General features: G+C 59.2%; 17 protein-coding genes. 16 read left to right on the top strand and 1 reads right to left on the bottom strand.

The window, feature by feature from the left end; genetic code table 11:
• The first annotated feature begins 200 nt into the window (after window positions 1-200).
• From JN302_RS37955 to JN302_RS37880, 16 genes are all read left to right on the top strand, one after another.
• Window positions 201-1826 carry a Na/Pi cotransporter family protein gene (locus JN302_RS37955; RefSeq protein WP_202331061.1) on the top strand — a complete coding sequence of 542 codons (1626 nt, stop codon included), beginning with the start codon at window positions 201-203 and terminating at the stop codon, window positions 1824-1826.
• A gap of 92 nt (window positions 1827-1918) precedes the next feature.
• Complete coding sequence (locus tag JN302_RS37950) at window positions 1919-3373, top strand: mannitol dehydrogenase family protein (protein ID WP_244846134.1); 1455 nt, start codon at window positions 1919-1921, stop codon at window positions 3371-3373.
• 394 nt (window positions 3374-3767) lie between these two features.
• Complete coding sequence (locus JN302_RS37945) at window positions 3768-4658, top strand: LysR substrate-binding domain-containing protein (protein ID WP_202331060.1); 891 nt, start codon at window positions 3768-3770, stop codon at window positions 4656-4658.
• A gap of 305 nt (window positions 4659-4963) precedes the next feature.
• The gene (locus tag JN302_RS37940) at window positions 4964-6016 is read left to right on the top strand and encodes an ABC transporter substrate-binding protein (protein WP_202331059.1); all 1053 of its coding nucleotides are present in this window, start codon (window positions 4964-4966) and stop codon (window positions 6014-6016) included.
• Window positions 6013-6912 carry an ABC transporter permease gene (locus JN302_RS37935; RefSeq protein ID WP_202331058.1) on the top strand — a complete coding sequence of 300 codons (900 nt, stop codon included), beginning with the start codon at window positions 6013-6015 and terminating at the stop codon, window positions 6910-6912. The genes JN302_RS37940 and JN302_RS37935 overlap by 4 nt, the downstream gene beginning before the upstream one ends.
• On the top strand, window positions 6909-7736 hold the full coding sequence (locus JN302_RS37930; RefSeq protein ID WP_202331057.1) for an ABC transporter permease: 828 nt from the start codon (window positions 6909-6911) through the stop codon (window positions 7734-7736). Before JN302_RS37935 ends, JN302_RS37930 begins: the two co-directional genes overlap by 4 nt.
• On the top strand, window positions 7733-8818 hold the full coding sequence (locus JN302_RS37925; protein ID WP_202331056.1) for an ABC transporter ATP-binding protein: 1086 nt from the start codon (window positions 7733-7735) through the stop codon (window positions 8816-8818). The genes JN302_RS37930 and JN302_RS37925 overlap by 4 nt, the downstream gene beginning before the upstream one ends.
• Window positions 8819-8838: 20 nt before the next feature.
• Window positions 8839-9621, top strand: a complete 783-nt coding sequence (locus JN302_RS37920; protein WP_202331055.1) for an SDR family NAD(P)-dependent oxidoreductase — start codon at window positions 8839-8841, stop codon at window positions 9619-9621.
• A gap of 44 nt (window positions 9622-9665) precedes the next feature.
• On the top strand, window positions 9666-10178 hold the full coding sequence (locus JN302_RS37915) for an NAD(P)-dependent oxidoreductase (protein ID WP_202331054.1): 513 nt from the start codon (window positions 9666-9668) through the stop codon (window positions 10176-10178).
• 8 nt (window positions 10179-10186) lie between these two features.
• Window positions 10187-11119: a glutaminase gene (locus JN302_RS37910; RefSeq protein WP_202331053.1), complete on the top strand. Its 933-nt coding sequence runs from the start codon at window positions 10187-10189 to the stop codon at window positions 11117-11119.
• 426 nt (window positions 11120-11545) lie between these two features.
• The gene (locus JN302_RS37905) at window positions 11546-12745 is read left to right on the top strand and encodes a M24 family metallopeptidase (protein ID WP_202331052.1); all 1200 of its coding nucleotides are present in this window, start codon (window positions 11546-11548) and stop codon (window positions 12743-12745) included.
• Window positions 12746-12751: 6 nt separating this feature from the next.
• Window positions 12752-13060, top strand: coding sequence for a (2Fe-2S)-binding protein (locus tag JN302_RS37900; protein WP_202331051.1), 309 nt, complete (start codon window positions 12752-12754; stop codon window positions 13058-13060).
• The gene (locus JN302_RS37895; protein ID WP_202331050.1) at window positions 13047-14423 is read left to right on the top strand and encodes an NAD(P)/FAD-dependent oxidoreductase; all 1377 of its coding nucleotides are present in this window, start codon (window positions 13047-13049) and stop codon (window positions 14421-14423) included. Before JN302_RS37900 ends, JN302_RS37895 begins: the two co-directional genes overlap by 14 nt.
• Window positions 14424-14444: 21 nt before the next feature.
• Window positions 14445-15557: an NAD(P)/FAD-dependent oxidoreductase gene (locus tag JN302_RS37890; protein ID WP_202331049.1), complete on the top strand. Its 1113-nt coding sequence runs from the start codon at window positions 14445-14447 to the stop codon at window positions 15555-15557.
• 23 nt (window positions 15558-15580) lie between these two features.
• Window positions 15581-15925, top strand: coding sequence for a RidA family protein (locus JN302_RS37885; protein WP_202331048.1), 345 nt, complete (start codon window positions 15581-15583; stop codon window positions 15923-15925).
• A 323-nt stretch (window positions 15926-16248) separates the two neighbouring features.
• Window positions 16249-17001: a helix-turn-helix transcriptional regulator gene (locus JN302_RS37880; protein ID WP_202331047.1), complete on the top strand. Its 753-nt coding sequence runs from the start codon at window positions 16249-16251 to the stop codon at window positions 16999-17001.
• A 12-nt stretch (window positions 17002-17013) separates the two neighbouring features.
• Here the strand turns inward: JN302_RS37880 and JN302_RS37875 are convergent, their stop codons facing one another.
• Window positions 17014-17565 carry a hypothetical protein gene (locus tag JN302_RS37875; RefSeq protein ID WP_202331046.1) on the bottom strand — a complete coding sequence of 184 codons (552 nt, stop codon included), beginning with the start codon at window positions 17563-17565 and terminating at the stop codon, window positions 17014-17016.
• Window positions 17566-17815 lie beyond the last annotated feature (250 nt).

Raw genomic sequence — 17815 nt, 5'->3', positions numbered from 1 at the left:
TGCTTCTGCTGGCGCCGACGTCGGTGATGGGTGCCCTCCCGGCCCGATCACTGGCTCCGCCTCCTGAGGGGGAGGCGGCCCGGTGGGCGGGTGTCCTCCCATTCCCGCCCACCGGCTCCTCTTTCGGAGGATCCCTGTTCCTAGGCGGGTGCCGCGACCGCCACCCGAAACGCGGTGTTCGGACCTAGAGGTTTTTGCCGGTGACCTTGCTCTACTTCCTGGTGCAATTGCTGAGCAGTGCGATGCTGCTTCTCTTTTCCGTACGCTTCATGCGCATCGGGATCGAGCGCTTGTGGAGCAGTCAGCTGCGCTCGAGCCTCAGCGTCGACTCCCCTTCGGTTCAGAACGTCGCAAAGGGGATTGGCCTCGGCTTTGTCATGCAGGGTGCGACCGTCGTGATGCTGATGGCGGCCGGGCTTGTTGGCACCGGGGCTATTTCCATCGCGTCGGCGGCAGGTCTTGCTGTGGGCGCTGATTTGGGATCGGCACTTGCCGTCCAGTTCCTTCAGCTGCCCATGTCGGCGGTTGGGCCATTTGCAATCCTGGTCGGCGCGACCGCCTACCTGCGTGCGCCGCTTCCGCTCTTGCGCAACATCGGGCGGGTGGTTCTCGGGCTTGGCCTGATTTTCCTGTCGTTGACAATGATCCGCAGCAGCGTCGCGCCGATTGTCGAGATCGAGGGTGCGGACACTGTCGTCGCCTATCTGGATCGAGACTGGGTCACGGCGGCGCTCGCGGGCATCGTTATGACGCTCCTTATGCATTCGAGCGTGGCGGCACTGCTCACCGCAGTGGCATTCGCCCATCATTCGACGCTTGGCGTCGTGCCGGCTCTCGCGTTTGTCCTCGGGTGTAACGTCGGCAGCGCGGTTCTGCCGATCTGGCTTCTCAAATCCGAGAACGGCCGCGCTCGGGCATTGGCCCTGGCGGTTGCATCACTTCGCTGCGGCGTGGCGGGTCTGTTGATTCCGCCTCTTGTGCTGTTGCGGGATGTGATCGAACCGATCATTCCCTTTAGCACCGGGGATGCCGCGGTCGCCGGCCACCTCGCCCTCAACCTGATCATCCTTCCACTGACGCCCGTTGCCGTGCGGATTGCCCGAGTATTCGAGGAGCATCTTTCGACCCGCTCTGTCGGGCGCGGGGACTCTCTGCCGGCGGGCTTCACCGACGATGCGAGCCTCGCGCTGCCGGCTATGAAGCGCAAGCTCTCCGCGATGCTTGAGACCGCTTCGGAAATGCTCGAACAGGTGATCTCGAAGAACCCCGACAAGGAGGCGATCACCGCCCTCGAAGAGCAGATGAATGCCGGACTGGCCGGCATTCGCGAGATCTATTCGAAGGTTTCCTTCGAGGAAGAGCCATGGCTCGAACAGAGCCAACAGATCCTGGATTTTGCGATCCGGGTGGAGCGGTGCGGCGATGTGCTGGCGGGCAAGTATCTGGCGCTCAGGCTCCTTCAAGCAAAAGGCGAGTACCAACTCAGCGACGAGGGCAACGCGGAAGTCGCGCGTCTTGTCGAAGCTGTGAAGCAGGCCATCCTTCTCGCGCACGATACCGCATGGACGGGAGATGTGGAGAGCGCGGAGCGCCTCGTCCGACACAAGCAGAAGGTCTCCGGACTCGAGGAGCAGAGCCGGCACGCGCACCTTGGTCGCGTCCGAGGTGGCAACCTCATAAGTCTCCAATCCAGTAATCAGCATCTCGAGCTGATTGCCGCCCTCAAGGAAATCAACAGCAAGTTCGCGACCATTGGCTATGCCGTGCTCGAGCAACATGGCGCTCTCAAGAAGTCGCGGCTCAAGACGGCGGCTTCGTCAACGTGAACCAGTTAGGGACAGGATGGACCATGATGGCTCCAAGACGGCGGCGCGGCGGTCATTTACCCATCTCGTCACCATCTTCGCTCGCACGCGCCATGGTCGAGGCTTTGCCGGAGACCGTGCTCAAGCCGCGCTATCGGCAGGACGAACTCTCGGCCGGCATCGTGCACTTTGGCGTAGGGAACTTCCATCGCTCGCATCAGGCAGTTTATTTGGATGCGCTGTTCAATCTCGGCCTCGACCAAGACTGGGCCATCATCGGCGCTGGAGTGCGCACGGCTGACGAAGAGATGCGACGCAAGCTTGCCGTTCAGGACTATCTGACGACGGTCGTCGAGCAGGAGGCTGACCGCTCACAGGCACGCGTCATTGGCTCAATGATCGACTTCCTGCCCGTCGGCGATTTGGACGGAATTCTTCGCACGCTGGCCGATCCCGCGATCCGCATCGTATCGCTCACCGTCACGGAAGGCGGCTACTACATCGACCCTGCGTCCCTACGTTTCGATCCGGATCATCTCGAGATCATCGCGGACGCTGCGAACCTGGATGCACCGAACACGGTCTTCGGGTTGATTCTCGCAGGACTTAAGCTCCGCCGCGCGGCTGGCGCTCCCCCCTTTACGGTGCTGAGTTGCGACAACATTCCCGGAAACGGCCGTGTCACCCGAAATGCCGTTGTCGGTCTGGCTCAACTCGTCGATGCCGAGCTTGCCGATTGGGTGGATGCGAATGTGGCATTTCCGAACAGCATGGTGGATCGGATCACGCCGGCGACGACCGACAGGGAGCGGACGGCCCTGCAGCGCGATTTCGGCATCGTCGATCGATGTCCGGTGTTCTGCGAGGAGTTCAAGCAGTGGGTGATCGAGGATCATTTCTCGGCCGGTCGGCCGGCCCTCGAGAGGGTTGGCGTTCAGTTCGTGGACGACGTCGGACCATATGAACTCATGAAGATCCGCATCCTCAATGGCGGACATGCCACGATCGCTTATGCAGCGGGTCTGCTCGATATCGAGTTCGTTCATGAAGCGATGGCCGACCCGCTGATCCGAGCCTTCCTCGCGAAGGTCGAACGGGAGGAGATCATCCCCACTGTGCCGCCCGTGCCCGGCACCGACCTTGGGGATTACTACACTCTCATCGAGCGGAGATTTGCGAACCCAAAGATCGGGGATACAATCCAACGGCTCTGCTATGACGGTGCCAATCGCCAGCCGAAGTTCATCCTGCCGACAGCGGCGGATCGAGTGGCGCGAGGCCAGTCTGTGGCCGGCCTTGCGCTCGTCTCGGCGCTGTGGGCCCGACACTGCTTCGGTGAAACCGAAAGCGGGGCTCCCATCAGTCCGAACGACACAAATTGGGATCGGCTATCCTCGCTTGCCAAACTCGCTCGGCGCGAGCCGGAGGCCTGGCTTTCGATGACCGAAATCTTTGGGGAACTCGCGGCCGATCCGACCTACGTCGCAAGCTTCACCGACGCTTTGTCGTCCCTCTGGTCAGTGGGCGGCCGCCCCACACTCGAACGCTATTTGGCGACGGAGCGATAGGCGCGGTGGAAGAGTGTTGACCGTAGTAAGGCGTCCTCCCCGGAACGCTAATTTGAGCCACATGCCGTCATGGGCGGCGCTGATCGCACCTTCGTGGTGGCGACTGACGCGGCGGAGCTTTCCTGGCGCGGCCGGACGGGCCTCGAACTGCTCGATACCGTTGCCGAGATTTCTAGGGGGCACAGCATTCGATCTATATTCTGGTCTGCGACCGATGTTTAATCGTGGAACTGATGGCAGCGTAGTCCGCGCAGCATATGCCCATTGATCGAGATCACGCGACGCCGAGCTATCGAGATCTAGCATCTTGTCGGTAGATGCTCGCCAATGGGTCATGTCGAACTCGGCGGCATCGTGTGCTATTCGATGCTGTCTCGAAGAAGGGACCGTAAAGATGCGTCTGACGGCTAAGCAGGTCGAAGCATTTCACAGAGTCTACATTGCTGGAAGCATCACGGCCGCCTCAGAGCATCTGCATCTCTCGCAACCTGCCGTTAGTCGCCTGGTCGCGGACCTTGAACGGGCGCTAGGCATTATGCTGTTCGAGCGCAGGAACCGTCGGCTGTTTCCAACGCCCGAAGGACGAATGATGTTCGACGAGATTGAAAGGAGCTTTATCGGCTTGGAGAAGATCTCTTCGCGCGCCGAGGAGATTAGATCACTTCGCTCGGGATCGGTACGGATCGCGGCGATGCCCGCGCTGTCCCTCAGTATCCTGCCAACGGTGATCAAGCAATTTACGTCAACCCACCCCGGCGTCCATGTCCTACTGAACACGTCGCTTTCGGAGTCAGTGTTCGACTGGATAGGCTCGGACAGAATGGATATTGGTCTTGCAGCATTGCCTGCGAACAAGACTGTGGCGCAGATCGAGCTCCTGCCGTGTCCGCCGTGTCTTTGCGTCCTGCCAGCCGGCAGTGCTTATGCAAATCGCGACGTCATAATGCCTGAGGACTTGGCAGACATGCCCTTCGTTTCGCTGATGGCAAACAGCATGCTACGCAGACGGATCGATGCGGTCTTCCAAGCTGCCGGGGTCCAGCGACAAATGGTGCTGGAAACCCCTTATTCATTGAGCGCTATGCAGTTCGCTAAGCTTGGTCTCGGGGTCACAATTGTGGACCCGTTTTCCGCGCGATTGCTGGTCGACGGGTCCGTCGTGGTGAAGCCTTTCATCCCTGAAATACCTTATGAGTTCGGCTTGGTCTATCCGGGCGCAGCGTCGTTATCACTCGTTGCGCAGAGGTTCGTTGACACCCTGCGGGGAGCCATTCGGAGCCTCTAGTCGAGCGCTGAGCGACAGAGTGTTCGCTGCTTGACAGATCGAATCGCGCCCGCGCGACCAAACGTTCGAGGTGTGCGGCCTGCGGGCCTCTTGCGAACATCTCACCTTGGCGCGACGGCGCCTGTCCATGCTCAACGACGATCCACATCGGGTCGCTACAGATCGCGTCCTCGCCGCTGAAATGCATAAGGCTGGCGCATGAATTTCCGAAATCTTACGATTTGACCTGACGCAAGGATCTCATGACCCTCGTGTATCAGAGGGGCGGTTTGTTCCCGTCACTCATGATGAGGAGGAACTACAACATGTCGACTATATCGCGACGCAGACTTGGCGCTCTTCTCGCCACATCAATGTTCGCCTCGCTGTTGCCCGCAGCGCATGGCGCGATGGCCCAGGAAACGGTGGTTTTCGCCGGTTGGGGCGGCAGCATCCAAGCTGCCCAGCGCAAGATCTACTTCGATGCCTTCGAAAAGGAAACCGGCATCAGGGTGATCGATGTCCCGGACAACAACCTTGCCAAGATCAAAGCAATGGTGGAGAGCGGTGACGTCCAGTGGGATGTGTCGAATGCGCTCGGCCTGTGGATTCCACAGGGCGCGGCCGACAATCTCTGGGAGAAGCTGGACGATGCCGTAGTGAAGGCGGACAACGTTCCAGAAGCCTATCGTAGCGACTACGGCATAGGAAACGCCGCCTACGGTCAGATTCTGGCATATAACACCGAGTCAACCGACAAGGCGAGCGTTCCCAGCACCTGGGCCGATTTCTGGGACATCGACGGCAAACCTGGCGCGCGCGGGCTCTATGATGCGCCGCGCTATACGCTGGAATTTGCCCTTCTGGCGGATGGCGTTGCGCCCCAGGACCTATACCCACTCGACGTCGATCGCGCCTTCGCCAGCCTCGACAAGATAAAGCACAAGGTCGCCGTCTGGTGGGATCAGTTTCCGCAGGTGCCGATCCTTCTTGCCTCCGGCGAACTCGACATGTCGAGCAGCTCTCACACCCGTATCCGCGATGTCGTTGCCCGTGAGAACGTCCCGCTGCAAGTGGTTTGGAACCAGGGCCTCATGACGGTCGACTGGCTTGCGATACCGCGTGGAGCAAAGAACGCGGCCAACGCCATGAAGCTCATTGAGTTCATGAGCCGAGCCGATCTGCAGGCGGAGTTCGCACGAGAGACAGGCATTGGACCGACCAACGAGGCTGCGCTGGAGTTGCTAACCGCGGAGGAGCGTGAAGGCCTTCCGAGCTATCACTATCAACAGGGCGAGATGGCGCTCTTCGATACCGCGTGGTGGGCGGAAAATTCTGACCGGATGATCGAGCGCTGGGACGCTTGGAAACTCAAATGAGTTCGACCGCTGCCGATAGTGGGGCGGTCCCACCGAAACCACTGAATCCGGGGCGGGCACTACGCCCGCTCCGGCCAAACGCCACTTGGCTGGTAATCCCGGGGGTGGCGTTCCTTGCCGCCACGTTTGTAATGCCGATGGTCGTGCTGCTGGCGCAGAGCGTCTATGACGACGGGTTCACCCTAAAGTACTTTCAGACCATCCTGACGAATCCAGGCTACTATTCCATAATCTGGACAAGCATGAAAATTGCAGGCTTGTCGACTGCAATCACCATTGTGCTCGCGTACCCTATTTCCTGCTATCTGATGCGCGTCGGTCCGACCACAAGGTCGATCATGATGGCACTGATCATTGTGCCTTTCTGGACGAATATTCTTGTGCGCTGCTACGCTTGGCTTGCCATTCTTCAGAGACGCGGTTTGGCGAACACGCTTCTCACTGAACAACTTGGCATAGTCGATCGGCCGGTGGAGATGATCTACAATCTTACCGGTGTGTTGATCGGTATGGTGCACTACCTGCTGCCGCCGGCAATCCTTATTCTTTACAGTATCAATCATAACATCGATATGCGCCTGGTCGGAGCGGCACGCAGTCTCGGCGCGGATTCAGCGAGAGCCTTCATGCATGTATTCCTCCCGCTGAGTATGCCTGGCGTACGCGCTGCCACGCTTCTTGTGCTGATCATGAGCCTTGGTTTCTTTGTTACGCCCGCTCTGCTCGGCGGCCTGCGAGAGAACACCCTCGCCATGCAAATCTTTGTCCAATTCACTGAGACCGTAAACTGGCACCTGGGCGCCGCCCTTGCCACGATCTTGCTGGCAATGACGCTTGTCGGGCTTGGTGTCTACTACCGGGCCATCTCAAAGACGGCAGGGGCCACACAGCTATGATCCGATTTTTACGTCGCATCGACCTGCTCGCCATCGCCAGTTGGGGCATTGTCGGCTTTCTGCTTCTGCCACTGATCGCCATCCTGCCGATGTCCTTCAGCAGTTCCTCTTTGTTGCGCCTGCCGCCTCCCGGCCTGTCGCTGCGCTGGTACGAGGCATACCTGTTCGACCGGGCGTGGATGGATGCGACGGTCAATAGCATCACAGTAGGAAGCATAACCGCCGTGCTTTCGGTCATCCTGGGCACTGCCACCGCCTATGGCCTGGCCAGAAGCACTTGGAAAGGGAAAGCGCTTTTGCAGGCTTTGGTCCTGTCTCCGCTGCTTATTCCCGTCATCGTCATCGCCGTCGCGACCTATTCCATCTTCGCGCGGCTTGGATTGAACGGCACCTTCGCAGGCCTCGTCATCGGCCACACGGTCATCACCTTCCCCTACACCGTGGTTGTCGTCTCGGCAGCGCTGGAACGTTTCGATCCGCGCCTGGAACAAATGGCAGTCAGCCTAGGAGCGACGCCGCTAAGGGCTTTCGCGTCGGTCACCTTCCCGATGATTCAACCTGGTGTCATCGTCGCGCTCCTTTTCGCGTTCCTCAACTCTTTTGATGAAGTGGTGATCGCGACATTCGTAGCTGGTCCGGAAACGACCACGCTGCCGAAACGCATATGGGACGGCATTCGCTGGGAAGTCAGCCCGACCATAGCCGCCGTGTCGTCCATCCTCATCTTGGTGTCCTGCGCGATCATCGGGCTCGCCGAAGTGTTTAATCGCAAGAGCAGGAACGTGGCCGGCGCAACGCCGCAAAAGTCAAAGGACGCAGAATGAGCCCCGCAGTCGAATTCAGAAACGTTAGCAAGAACTTCGGGAGTTTTTTGGCTGTCGACGACTTCTCGCTGACCGTCGCGAAAGGACAGTTCGTCACGCTTCTCGGCTCCAGCGGATCGGGGAAGACGACATCCTTGATGATGCTGGCGGGTTTTATGACACCGAGCAGCGGTAACATCTATTTAGACGGCCAAGACGTTACCGACTTGCCGCCGCATCGCCGGAACATTGGTCTCGTCTACCAGAACTACGCGCTGTTCCCGCACATGACGGTTGCCGCGAATGTCGGATTTCCATTGAAAATGCGGCATGTCCCGAAGGATGAGATCGCCAACCGCGTCAAAGCTACTCTGGAAAAGGTTCGCTTGCACCAGTTCGCTGATCGGTTCCCCTCGCAACTCAGCGGCGGTCAGCAGCAGCGTGTGGCCCTTGCCAGAGCGATGGTATTTGAACCTTCGATTCTGCTGATGGATGAACCGCTAGGTGCCCTCGATAAGAACCTTCGCGAGGAGATGCAGGTTGAGATCAAGCGGATCCAGCGAGAGGTCGGCATCACGACGATCTATGTCACCCATGACCAGGAGGAAGCGATGTCAATGTCGGACAATGTTGTGGTCATGAGCAGGGGACGGATCGAACAGGCGGCACCGCCTGCGGAGTTGTACGAACAACCTGGGAACGCGTTCATCGCCCAGTTTGTCGGCTCCGCCAACGTCATCTCCGGCAAAGTGTCCGTGAATAAGGGAACGGCCTCGTTCGTGTCCGATGCCGGTGTGGTGATACCCCTCAAGCCGGCCGACGCGCTCATCGACGGAACGCGCAAGGCGGCCGTGATACGTCCTGAGCGCGTCAGGTTCACAACGGCGGAAGACACAGTGGGAATTCCCGCGACGGTCGAGTCCGTTCTATATGGCGGCACAATGATCCGGTATGTCACACGATCAGGCGACCAGCGCATCCATGTGGTCACCGTCAATCGGGGCGACACGCCCCTGCAGCCTGGTGACGCGACTTACCTGGCCTGGGAAGAAAAGGACTTTCGCCTCGTCGAAACGCCGCAAGCAGAAACGCGCCAAACTTGAGCGGCTCGGCGGATGTCCGAATGGACAGAGGTCGTGTTGCGGTGGTCACGGGTGCAAGCCGTGGCATCGGAGCGGCAACTGCGCGCCTGCTGGCAGGACAAGGTTACCGCTTGGGTTTGATGTCGCGCTGTGGGTGTGAAGAACTCGCAGCCGAGCTTGACGCTTGGGACTTCGCGGGCACGCTGACGAACGAAAGCGATGTTGAAGAATTCATTGCTGGCGCGATCGCCAAGTTCGGCAGGCTTGACGCCGTAGTGGTCAGCACCGGGCGCTATGCATCAATAATACAGAATTTGGACGTAGCGCCCGCGCGAAGACCTAATACAGCGAGGCTCGGGTTCGATCCCGACTTCAAGCCCGATATTTTCGCGATTCCGCGGGAGGCTTGGCATGACGCGCTCGACCTTCTGGTGCTCGGTACCGTAAGCGTCGCGAGATTTGCGACGCCGCATCTTCTGGAATCAGGAGGAGGCGCCATCGTCGCCGTCTCGGGTATGGAAGCCGCTGAACCAAGGCTGCGATACCTCCTCGGCCCAGTGCGCTCGGCCCTTCACGGCTTCGCTCGTCTCTACTCTGATCGGTACGCTGCGATGGGCATCCGTATGAATTGCGTCTTGCCGGGGATGCTGGCCAACGCCGTGGCGGAGTCCGACTTGGAATTGCTGCGCTCGATCCCGATGGCTCGAGCGGGACAACCCGAAGAGATCGCGGAGACTATCGCGTTTCTCGTGTCTCCCGCTTCGTCCTACATAACCGGCCAACTGCTTCGAGCTGACGGCGGTCTGAACCGTGGATTGAGCTAGGTCCTCGTTGCACGACCATGACAACATCACCGGCCAGCAAGCCCATGATCCTCTTTCTCAGCGAGTTGAGCGACGAGCGCTGGCCCTCCGCCCTTGCCGCAGCCTTTCCCGACCACGAGGTCGCGCGCTCCCCCTGCGATGGAGGCGCACGGCACGGGCGGGACGGTCTCGCAGAACTCTGCGCGCGCGCCGACATCCTCGTCGCACTGCTGCCATCAACGAAGGCGACGCGCAATTTCCTGGACCGCAGCTTCTTCAGCGGCCTGCGCCACGGTGTCGCGCTCATTAATGTCGGACGCGGCGACCTCGTGGTGGAGCATGACCTGCTCATGGCGCTCGACGAAGGGCGCATACGGCACGCAGTGCTCGACGTTTTTCGGACAGAGCCGCTGCCGGCTGATCACCCGTTCTGGAGCCATCCAAAGATCACCACAACCCCGCACAACTCCGCCGCGATCAATCCCACCACTGCGATCGAGCAAGTCTGCGGGAATTTGCGGCGCGCTTTCCACAACGAGGCGCTCCCAAATGTCGTCGATCCTGCGGTCGGCTACTAGGGCCGCAGATGGTCAGGAATGAACGTAGCGTTGAGGGTGTACTTGAGCGGATTTTCCGCTCGGCCAAGGCAACCAAGACCAAGGGGGACGTGGCAAAATACATACCCGAACTTGCCTCGGTGGATCCGGATAGATTTGCGATCTCCGTGTGCTTGTCGGATGGACGACAATTAAGTGCGGGCGACGTCTCAACACCATTCTCGATACAGAGCGTTTCGAAGGTGTTCACCTTGGCAATCGCGTTGGGGCGCAGGGGGGAGAGCTTTTGGCAAAGGGTGGGACGAGAGCCCTCGACGAACGCGTTCAACTCGCTGCAAGAGCTAGAGGTTAGGCAGGGGATTCCGTCAAATCCGTTCGTCAACGCTGGTGCGATCGTCACGACGGACACGATCTTAGCGGGATCGTCGCCAGCGGAGGCGCTCGCCGAAATACTTCTTTTTGTTCAGACGGCTGCATCGGATTCTGGTATCAGGATCGACCCGAGTGTAGCTGAATCCGAGAAGCTTTCTGGCCACAAGAACTGGGCTCTGGCTCACGTGCTCGCTGCTTATGATAATCTCGCACACTCCTGCGAGCTTACGTTAGGCACATATTTCCATCACTGCGCGATCGCCATGACGTGCGAGCAGTTGGCCCGCTCCGGTCGGTTCCTTGCGGGTTTCGACACTGGCCCCCAGCTGGTACGGGCCAGCAGTGTGAGACTTATCAATGCGCTGATGTTGACATGTGGCCACTACAATGGATCCGGTGAGTTTGCCTACAGAGTTGGTCTGCCGGCGAAGAGCGGTGTCGGTGGCGCAATCTTGGCAATTGTACCGGGCAAAGCGTCCATAGCGACGTGGGCGCCGGGGCTAGATTCCAACGGAAATTCGCTACTGGGAACCGCTGCTCTTGAGGAGTTGTCACATGCTATGGGATGGTCGGTGTTTGTTCGCGGTTGAGACCGATCAGATAACATCGGCAAATCCCAGAACACGCGCGTCCTGGCGAAGTAGACGTTCCGAGGTGCAAAGTAGCGATCTCACAGGCCATATGGGTACGCACATGCATCGCTCCAGACCGGGATTAGGCTTCTGTTCGCACTCGGATCGAACTGCTCAGACTCGTGGCTACATTGAAAAGTTTCCGCGGGCCGATCCCGAAGAATCACCAGAGACCGGCTGCTAGACCAACCAACTGGAGCCAATCGCGCCTCGCCGCCCGATGCGAGCGCCGCACCGGGCGAACTTCAGGCAGTCCCCTCTGCCCGGAATGGATAAGGCCTACGCATAGATATCCGAACTCTTGCGATTTGACCTGACTCATCCATCCCAGGAGTATTGCTCTAGGGGCAGCAGATCGTCGTTGCTCGTCCACGGAGTTTTTGGATGCGCATCGAGACTTTTCAACACCGCATGACCAACCTCCAGGCGCAGATTCGTGCCCGTGGGCTCGATGGTTTGCTCGTGATTAAGCCGGAGAACGTTCGCTACATCACCGGCCTGTGGGGCTACAGCAACCGAAGCGAATACGCCATGCCCCGGCGCCTCATATGCGCGGTCGTTCCTGCGTCTGGCGAGCCGGCACTGATCGTTCCGAAGCTCGAGTACCTATTTGCCAAGCGGCGCTCGTGGTTCGCCGACATCCGCTACCATGTGGAGTGGGGTAGTGAAACGGAGGTCTTCGGCGGGCTGAACCTGCTGAATGAGATATTCAAGGAAAAGGGCCTCGAGGGCAAAAAGCTCGGCGTGGAGAAGAACTTCATCTCAGCGGCCCTGCACGAACTCTTCAAATGCGAGCTTTCGGCGGCCGAGATCAATTCGAGCGCCGGAGCCGTCGAGGAAATGCGCATCATCAAATCTGCAGAGGAAATCGATATCCTGCGTATCGGCGGCAAGATGGCGGTGCAGGAGTACTATGCCGAATGCGCCGGTATTCGTCCCGGAATACGCGAGTTCGAAATCGCGATGCTCGGCCGCGACGAAGCTGCGCACCAACACGCTTGGCATTGCGACCACACCAATTGTGGCTGCCCATTGGATCATCCGCTGGCCGAAAGTTCGCAGATCATCACTTCGGGGCCGCGCAGCGACATGGTTCATGCTCTGGCTTCGACTCGCGCCATCGAGCCCGACGATATGATCCTGCTCGACTTTTGCCGAGTGCCGCAGTTTCAGAATTACCGCATCGGCTTCGCGCGAAACGTGTCCATGAGGAAGCCGACTTCGACTGAGCAGGATACTTTCCGGATAGTGCTCGATGCCTATGATAAGGCGGTTTCGGTGTTGCGACCAGGCGTTGCGGCCGAAGTTCCGGACTTGGTCGCGCGTGAAATGCTCGACAAGGCAGGCATCGGCGAAACATTTGTCCATCGCACCGGCCGCGGTGTCGGCCTGGAGGCTGCCGAACTTCCTGAAATCGGCGCGGGCGACAAACTTCCGCTGCAAGCCGGAATGGTCGTTACGATCGAGCCGAGCATCTACTTGCCCGGTTTCTCCGCACATCCCGAGGACACCTACCTGATCACCGAAGATGGAGCGGAACTTCTCACGCGCTGCTCGCGAGAACTCAACGTGCTCCAGAGGTGAGAACTCATGTTCAAGCGCATTGAAACAAAGGATGGCGCTCCGCTGGCTTTCAAGTTTGAGGGCCAGACGATTACGGCTACGCCGGAAGATTCGATCGCATCAGCTCTTTTGGCGGCTGGGAAGGCGGTCTTCCGCTCCACTCCTGTTTCTGGTGCTGAACGCGGCCCCTACTGCATGATGGGAATTTGCTTCGAGTGCCTTGTCGAAGTTGATGGGGTTTATGATCGTCAGGCCTGCATGATGCCGGTCAGAGAAGGCATGGTCGTTCGCCGGCAGCGGCGTCCTTCCGAGGAAGACTTTTATGACCTTTTGTGACGTCGCGATCATTGGCGGCGGCCCAGCCGGCATGACAGCGGCGATCGAATGTGCTCGCGCCGGGCTCTCGACGATCCTGCTAGATGAACAACACGCCCCAGGCGGACAGATCTACCGTGCGGTTGAACATGCTAGTTCGCACCAACTGTCGATCCTCGGGAAAGACTATGAGGAAGGTCTCGAACTGGTTCGAGAATTTCGCGCCTGCGGGGCCGCCTATGTGGCTGGAGCCACCGTCTGGAACGTCAATCCCGAACTTCGCATCATCTATTCGAAGGATGGGGCTTCCACAGAATTGGCCACTGGAGCTCTGGTGGTTGCAAGCGGCGCCATTGAGAGGCCGACACCCATGCCTGGCTGGACGTTGCCCGGCGTCATGACCGCCGGTGCGTGTCAGATCATGCTCAAAGGTCCGGGCCTTCTTGATGACGGTGTGACGTTTGTCGGTTCAGGCCCGCTGCTTTGGCTGGTTGCGGCGCAGATGATCACTGCCGGGACCAAGCCGAGAGCAATCGTCGAGACCGTCCCCCGCTCCCGTTATGTCGCCGCGCTTCGAAAACTTCGATTGAATTCGCCTACCGTCAGTTACCTTAAAAAAGGCGCGGCATTAATGCTTGCCGTGAAACGGGCAGGCATACCGATCTATCCCGGTGCTACCAGGATTGCCGTTGTCGGCGAAAAGCGGGCGGAGGCGGTAACGTTCTATTCCAGCGGCCACCTGCATCGAATCGAGACCGCACTCGTGGCCTTGCACCAAGGGGTGGTTCCGAACCAGCAAATATCCCGCCTACTACGGTGCGATCACGTATGGAACGAGAACCAGCGCTGTTTCGTGCCGCGGTTTGATCAATTCGGCGAAACCAGCGTTCCGAATGTCTTTGTTGCTGGTGACGGGGGCGGCATCGGGGGGGCGCGAGCTGCTGCTTTGCAGGGCCGGATCGTTGGCAAACGCATCGCGCAAAAGCTGGGTAGGGCGCCTTCGCACGACATTGATAGGCTACTATCAAAGCTTCGCGCGGAGTTGTCGATCCGCCCGTTCCTCGAAGCCCTATATGCCCCTTCAGTCGACATCACAGCGCCAGCAGACGAGACGATCATCTGCCGCTGCGAGGAGACGACGGCAGGTCAGATACGCGCTGTTGTTGACCTTGGCGCCACCGGGCTGAACCAGGTGAAATCGTACTTGCGAAACGGCATGGGGCCTTGTCAGGGCCGTGTTTGCGGATTGGCAGCGACAGAGATCATCGCTGAGCGTCGCGGGGAAACTCCATCGGCAGTCGACTACTACCGGATTCGTCCGCCGCTGAAGCCGTTGGCGCTTCGTGAACTTGCTGCATTGGGCAAGGCAGAAACAAAACCATAGCGTGGCAATTGAGAGCGCTTCATGAATAAGACGGCTGATCTCATCGTTGTCGGCGGCGGCATTCATGGTTGTGCAGCAGCGCTCAATTCCGCAATGAGCGGTCTGTCCGTGATCGTTTTCGAAAAGGACACGGTAGCGCGACACGCCTCGGGTACGAATGCTGGCGGTGTGCGGCGCCTTGGTCGGCATTTCGCCGAGATTCCTCTCTCGCAGCGATCAATGGAGATTTGGCATCGGATCGAGGATCTCGTCGACGATGACTGCGGCTTTCAAAATGCCCCGCAGATCAGGGTTGCCGAGACGAAGGCCGAACTTGAAGCGCTAAGAGCGCGCGCCGCCGATGTTTGCGCATTGGGTTTCAAGCACGAGACCATTATCGGACGGGGGGAACTGCGAGAGTATCTTCCGGCCGTCGCCGGACATTGTGTTGGGGCTCTAGCTAGCCTGGACGACGGATTTGCGCTTCCCTACCAGACGACCTTTGCCTTTCAGAGGAAGGCCCAGGCTCTGGGGGCAAAGTTTCATGAGAAGACAGCGGTCCAGACAGTTCATCGTACGGGTGGCGACTGGACGGTGACTTGTAGCAACGGTGAAACCTTCGTCGGGCGCTACCTGCTGAATTGCGCTGGCGCATGGGCCGGCGGCATCGCCCAGCAGTTGGGTGAAAGGGCGCCGGTCGAAGCCGTCGCACCCATGATGATCGTCACCAACAGGATGCCACCCTTTTGTCGTGCCGTGGTCGGAGCGGCCGGTCGTCCCTTGTCCTTCAAGCAGATGCCTAACGGAACCGTGGTCATCGGAGGAGCGCGTCGTGGACGGGCCGAGCCGGGAAGCAATGTCACGGAAATCAACTTCGAGCAGTTGCGACTGTCTGCGGAAACCGCAATCGGCATCTTCCCAATTATGGCCAACGCCACAATCATTCGATCATGGTCAGGTATCGAGGGCTGTATGCCCGATCGGATACCAGTAATAGGACCGTCATCGACTGAAGAAAACGCCTTTCATGCCTTCGGCTTTTCCGAGCATGGCTTTCAACTGGCCCCCGCTGTCGGGGAAGTGATGGCCGAACTAATCGCAAAGGGTTCGACCGATGCCCCTATCGAACCATTCAGCATCAAACGTTTCGCCTAAGGAATGCTTGCGTGGGAGGCCACATGATTACGCGACATGTAAGGACGAAGATCAATCACAGGGTGGTGGAACATAACGGAGTCTTCCACTTCGGAGGCCTCGTGGCAGACGACAAGTCACAGTCCATGAAGGGACAGACTGCCCAGATATGCCGAAGGATCGATGAACTCTTGGCCGAAGTGGGCTCGTCAAAAGAAAAGCTTCTGACGGCTATGATATACGTGTCTGACTTTTCGCAGAGAGACCGTATGAACGAAGCGTGGCTGGAATGGCTCCCGTCGGAGCACCTTCCCGCGCGAGCCACAATCGGCGTGTCTGACTTAGGCAAAGATACCCTAATCGAGGTGGTGGTAACGGCTGCGTCATAGGCGGCAAGGTTGCTTTCAGCCAGCGACCACGAGGGTAGGATTTTCCCTGAGTTTGCGTCGCTTCGTCTAGTGCGGTCGATGCTGCAGACCAGCGAGTTTGGGGTGAGTGAGAGCGGTCCCTACGGCTCAGTCTCGGCTTCGTCTCACCTCAGCGCAGATCCAAGTCGCTCGACCTCGGGCGCGTTGGCAATCAGTTCCTGGCCACCCGGAGGTCACGGTGGCCAGGACGCCGGTGGGCATCAATCTCCTCCCGGGTAGCCCACCGGCTCCTATTGGAAAGCCGGCCGGCCCTGACACGCGGCTCGAACGAAAGGAAGTGGCCAATGATCCGTCGAGCCCATGCTGACACCGATGTGGAGCTTCTCGACATGCTCGAGGAGATCGACGAACTGCTCGACGCGGCTGAGATCTCGACCCTACTGGCGAAGCTGCTCGACGTTTACGACCTTAAGTCGGTCGCCTATCTCGGAGTTGGCCTGACTGATCGGCCGGACGACGGCCCTTACCTCGCCGTGACCTATTCGCCCGAGTGGATCGATCACTACAAGGCCGAGCATTTCGTTGACGTTGATCCGGCGATCCAAGTTGGCCTGCGCCGCATGCTGCCGATCGACTGGTCTGAATTTGACCGGCATGAGCAGACGGTGCGCAGGCTCTTTGGCGAGGCCGGCGAATTCGGCCTCGGCCGGCATGGGATTTCCCTGCCTGTTCATGGGCGTCACGGCGATCGGGCGCTCGTCTCCATCACGAGCAATGCCAGTACGCGGGACTGGCAACGCTTGCGCCTCGCCTACATGCGCGATTTCCAGTTGATCGCGCTTCATATGCACTGGGCGATCGTGCGGCTAGAAGGAAACCATATCGCCGACACCGCTGCTCTATCACGTCGCGAACGTGAATGCCTGCGCTGGATTGCGGAGGGCAAGACCCATTGGGAGTGCGCAACGATTCTCGGCATCGCTGAGCGCACAGTGCGTTGCTACCTGGAGAGCGCCCGCCACAAGCTCGGTGCCGCCAACAGCACCCATGCCGTCAATCGAGCGGGCAAGGCAAGCCTGCTTTCGGAACTGCCGTGATACACTCCGTCCCTATGCGTGAGTTTGAATGCTAAAGACCGGACCATTGCTGCCAGACGCAGATATCGAACGTGGCTTCCTTGCTGATGTCGATGCAATGGTCGACCGCGCCGCCAGCGCGGCATAGGCGGCGCTGTTGGCATCGAGCAGGTTGTCAGTGATGCGAACTCCGTCGTCCCCGGCGATGCTTGTCCTCTTGCTCACAAAGTTCTTCGTGGTGGCATCCAAGACGTAGATGCTGGCATCCTGCTTGGTTACGCGTGTCACGGAATCTATCGTCTTCGTTTCGTAGAATGGCGGTATACTCCAGCTCTGGAAGGAACCGATCGTTGCTTCCTCTGTCCAGCTCAGTAAGGATCCGGAGAGCCTGCGTTCGAGAATCGTCGCGGCCGTCCCGAGATTGGTGATCTGCTGCTCCTTGCTGGCGGCGAGCGCTTGATCGTGCAGGTTGAGGTAAATCACGCCGGAGACGGCAGTGATGGAGCCGATGATGGCGATCATGACCAATGACAGTATAGCAGTGGTCATCTTGATATCGCCAAAGATTTTCGTGTACCTGCTCACGGCCCTGTAATCCTCCCCGGATGGAACGCGATAGTGTTCTAAAGTTTAGCGTTTCGGGAAGAACCCGCGCAGGCATCAGGTGATTCCCGATGTGCATCACCCCTCTCGCGAGTTGGTCGTGGAAGGCGTGCTGGACGCACCGCGGCATGCTCGAGAGAGGAAGCACGCACCTTTCTCCCCGCAAAGCCTAGAAGGCTAGTCTGCTCGCGAAGCGTCGTAAATCCGGCGTTTGCGCCGGATTTCGGCCCGA

This window comes from Mesorhizobium sp. L-8-3 (assembly GCF_016756615.1).
Taxonomy (GTDB): domain Bacteria; phylum Pseudomonadota; class Alphaproteobacteria; order Rhizobiales; family Rhizobiaceae.
Note: the sequence above shows the minus strand (reverse complement) of the source record. Positions and strands in the feature narration are given on the sequence as shown.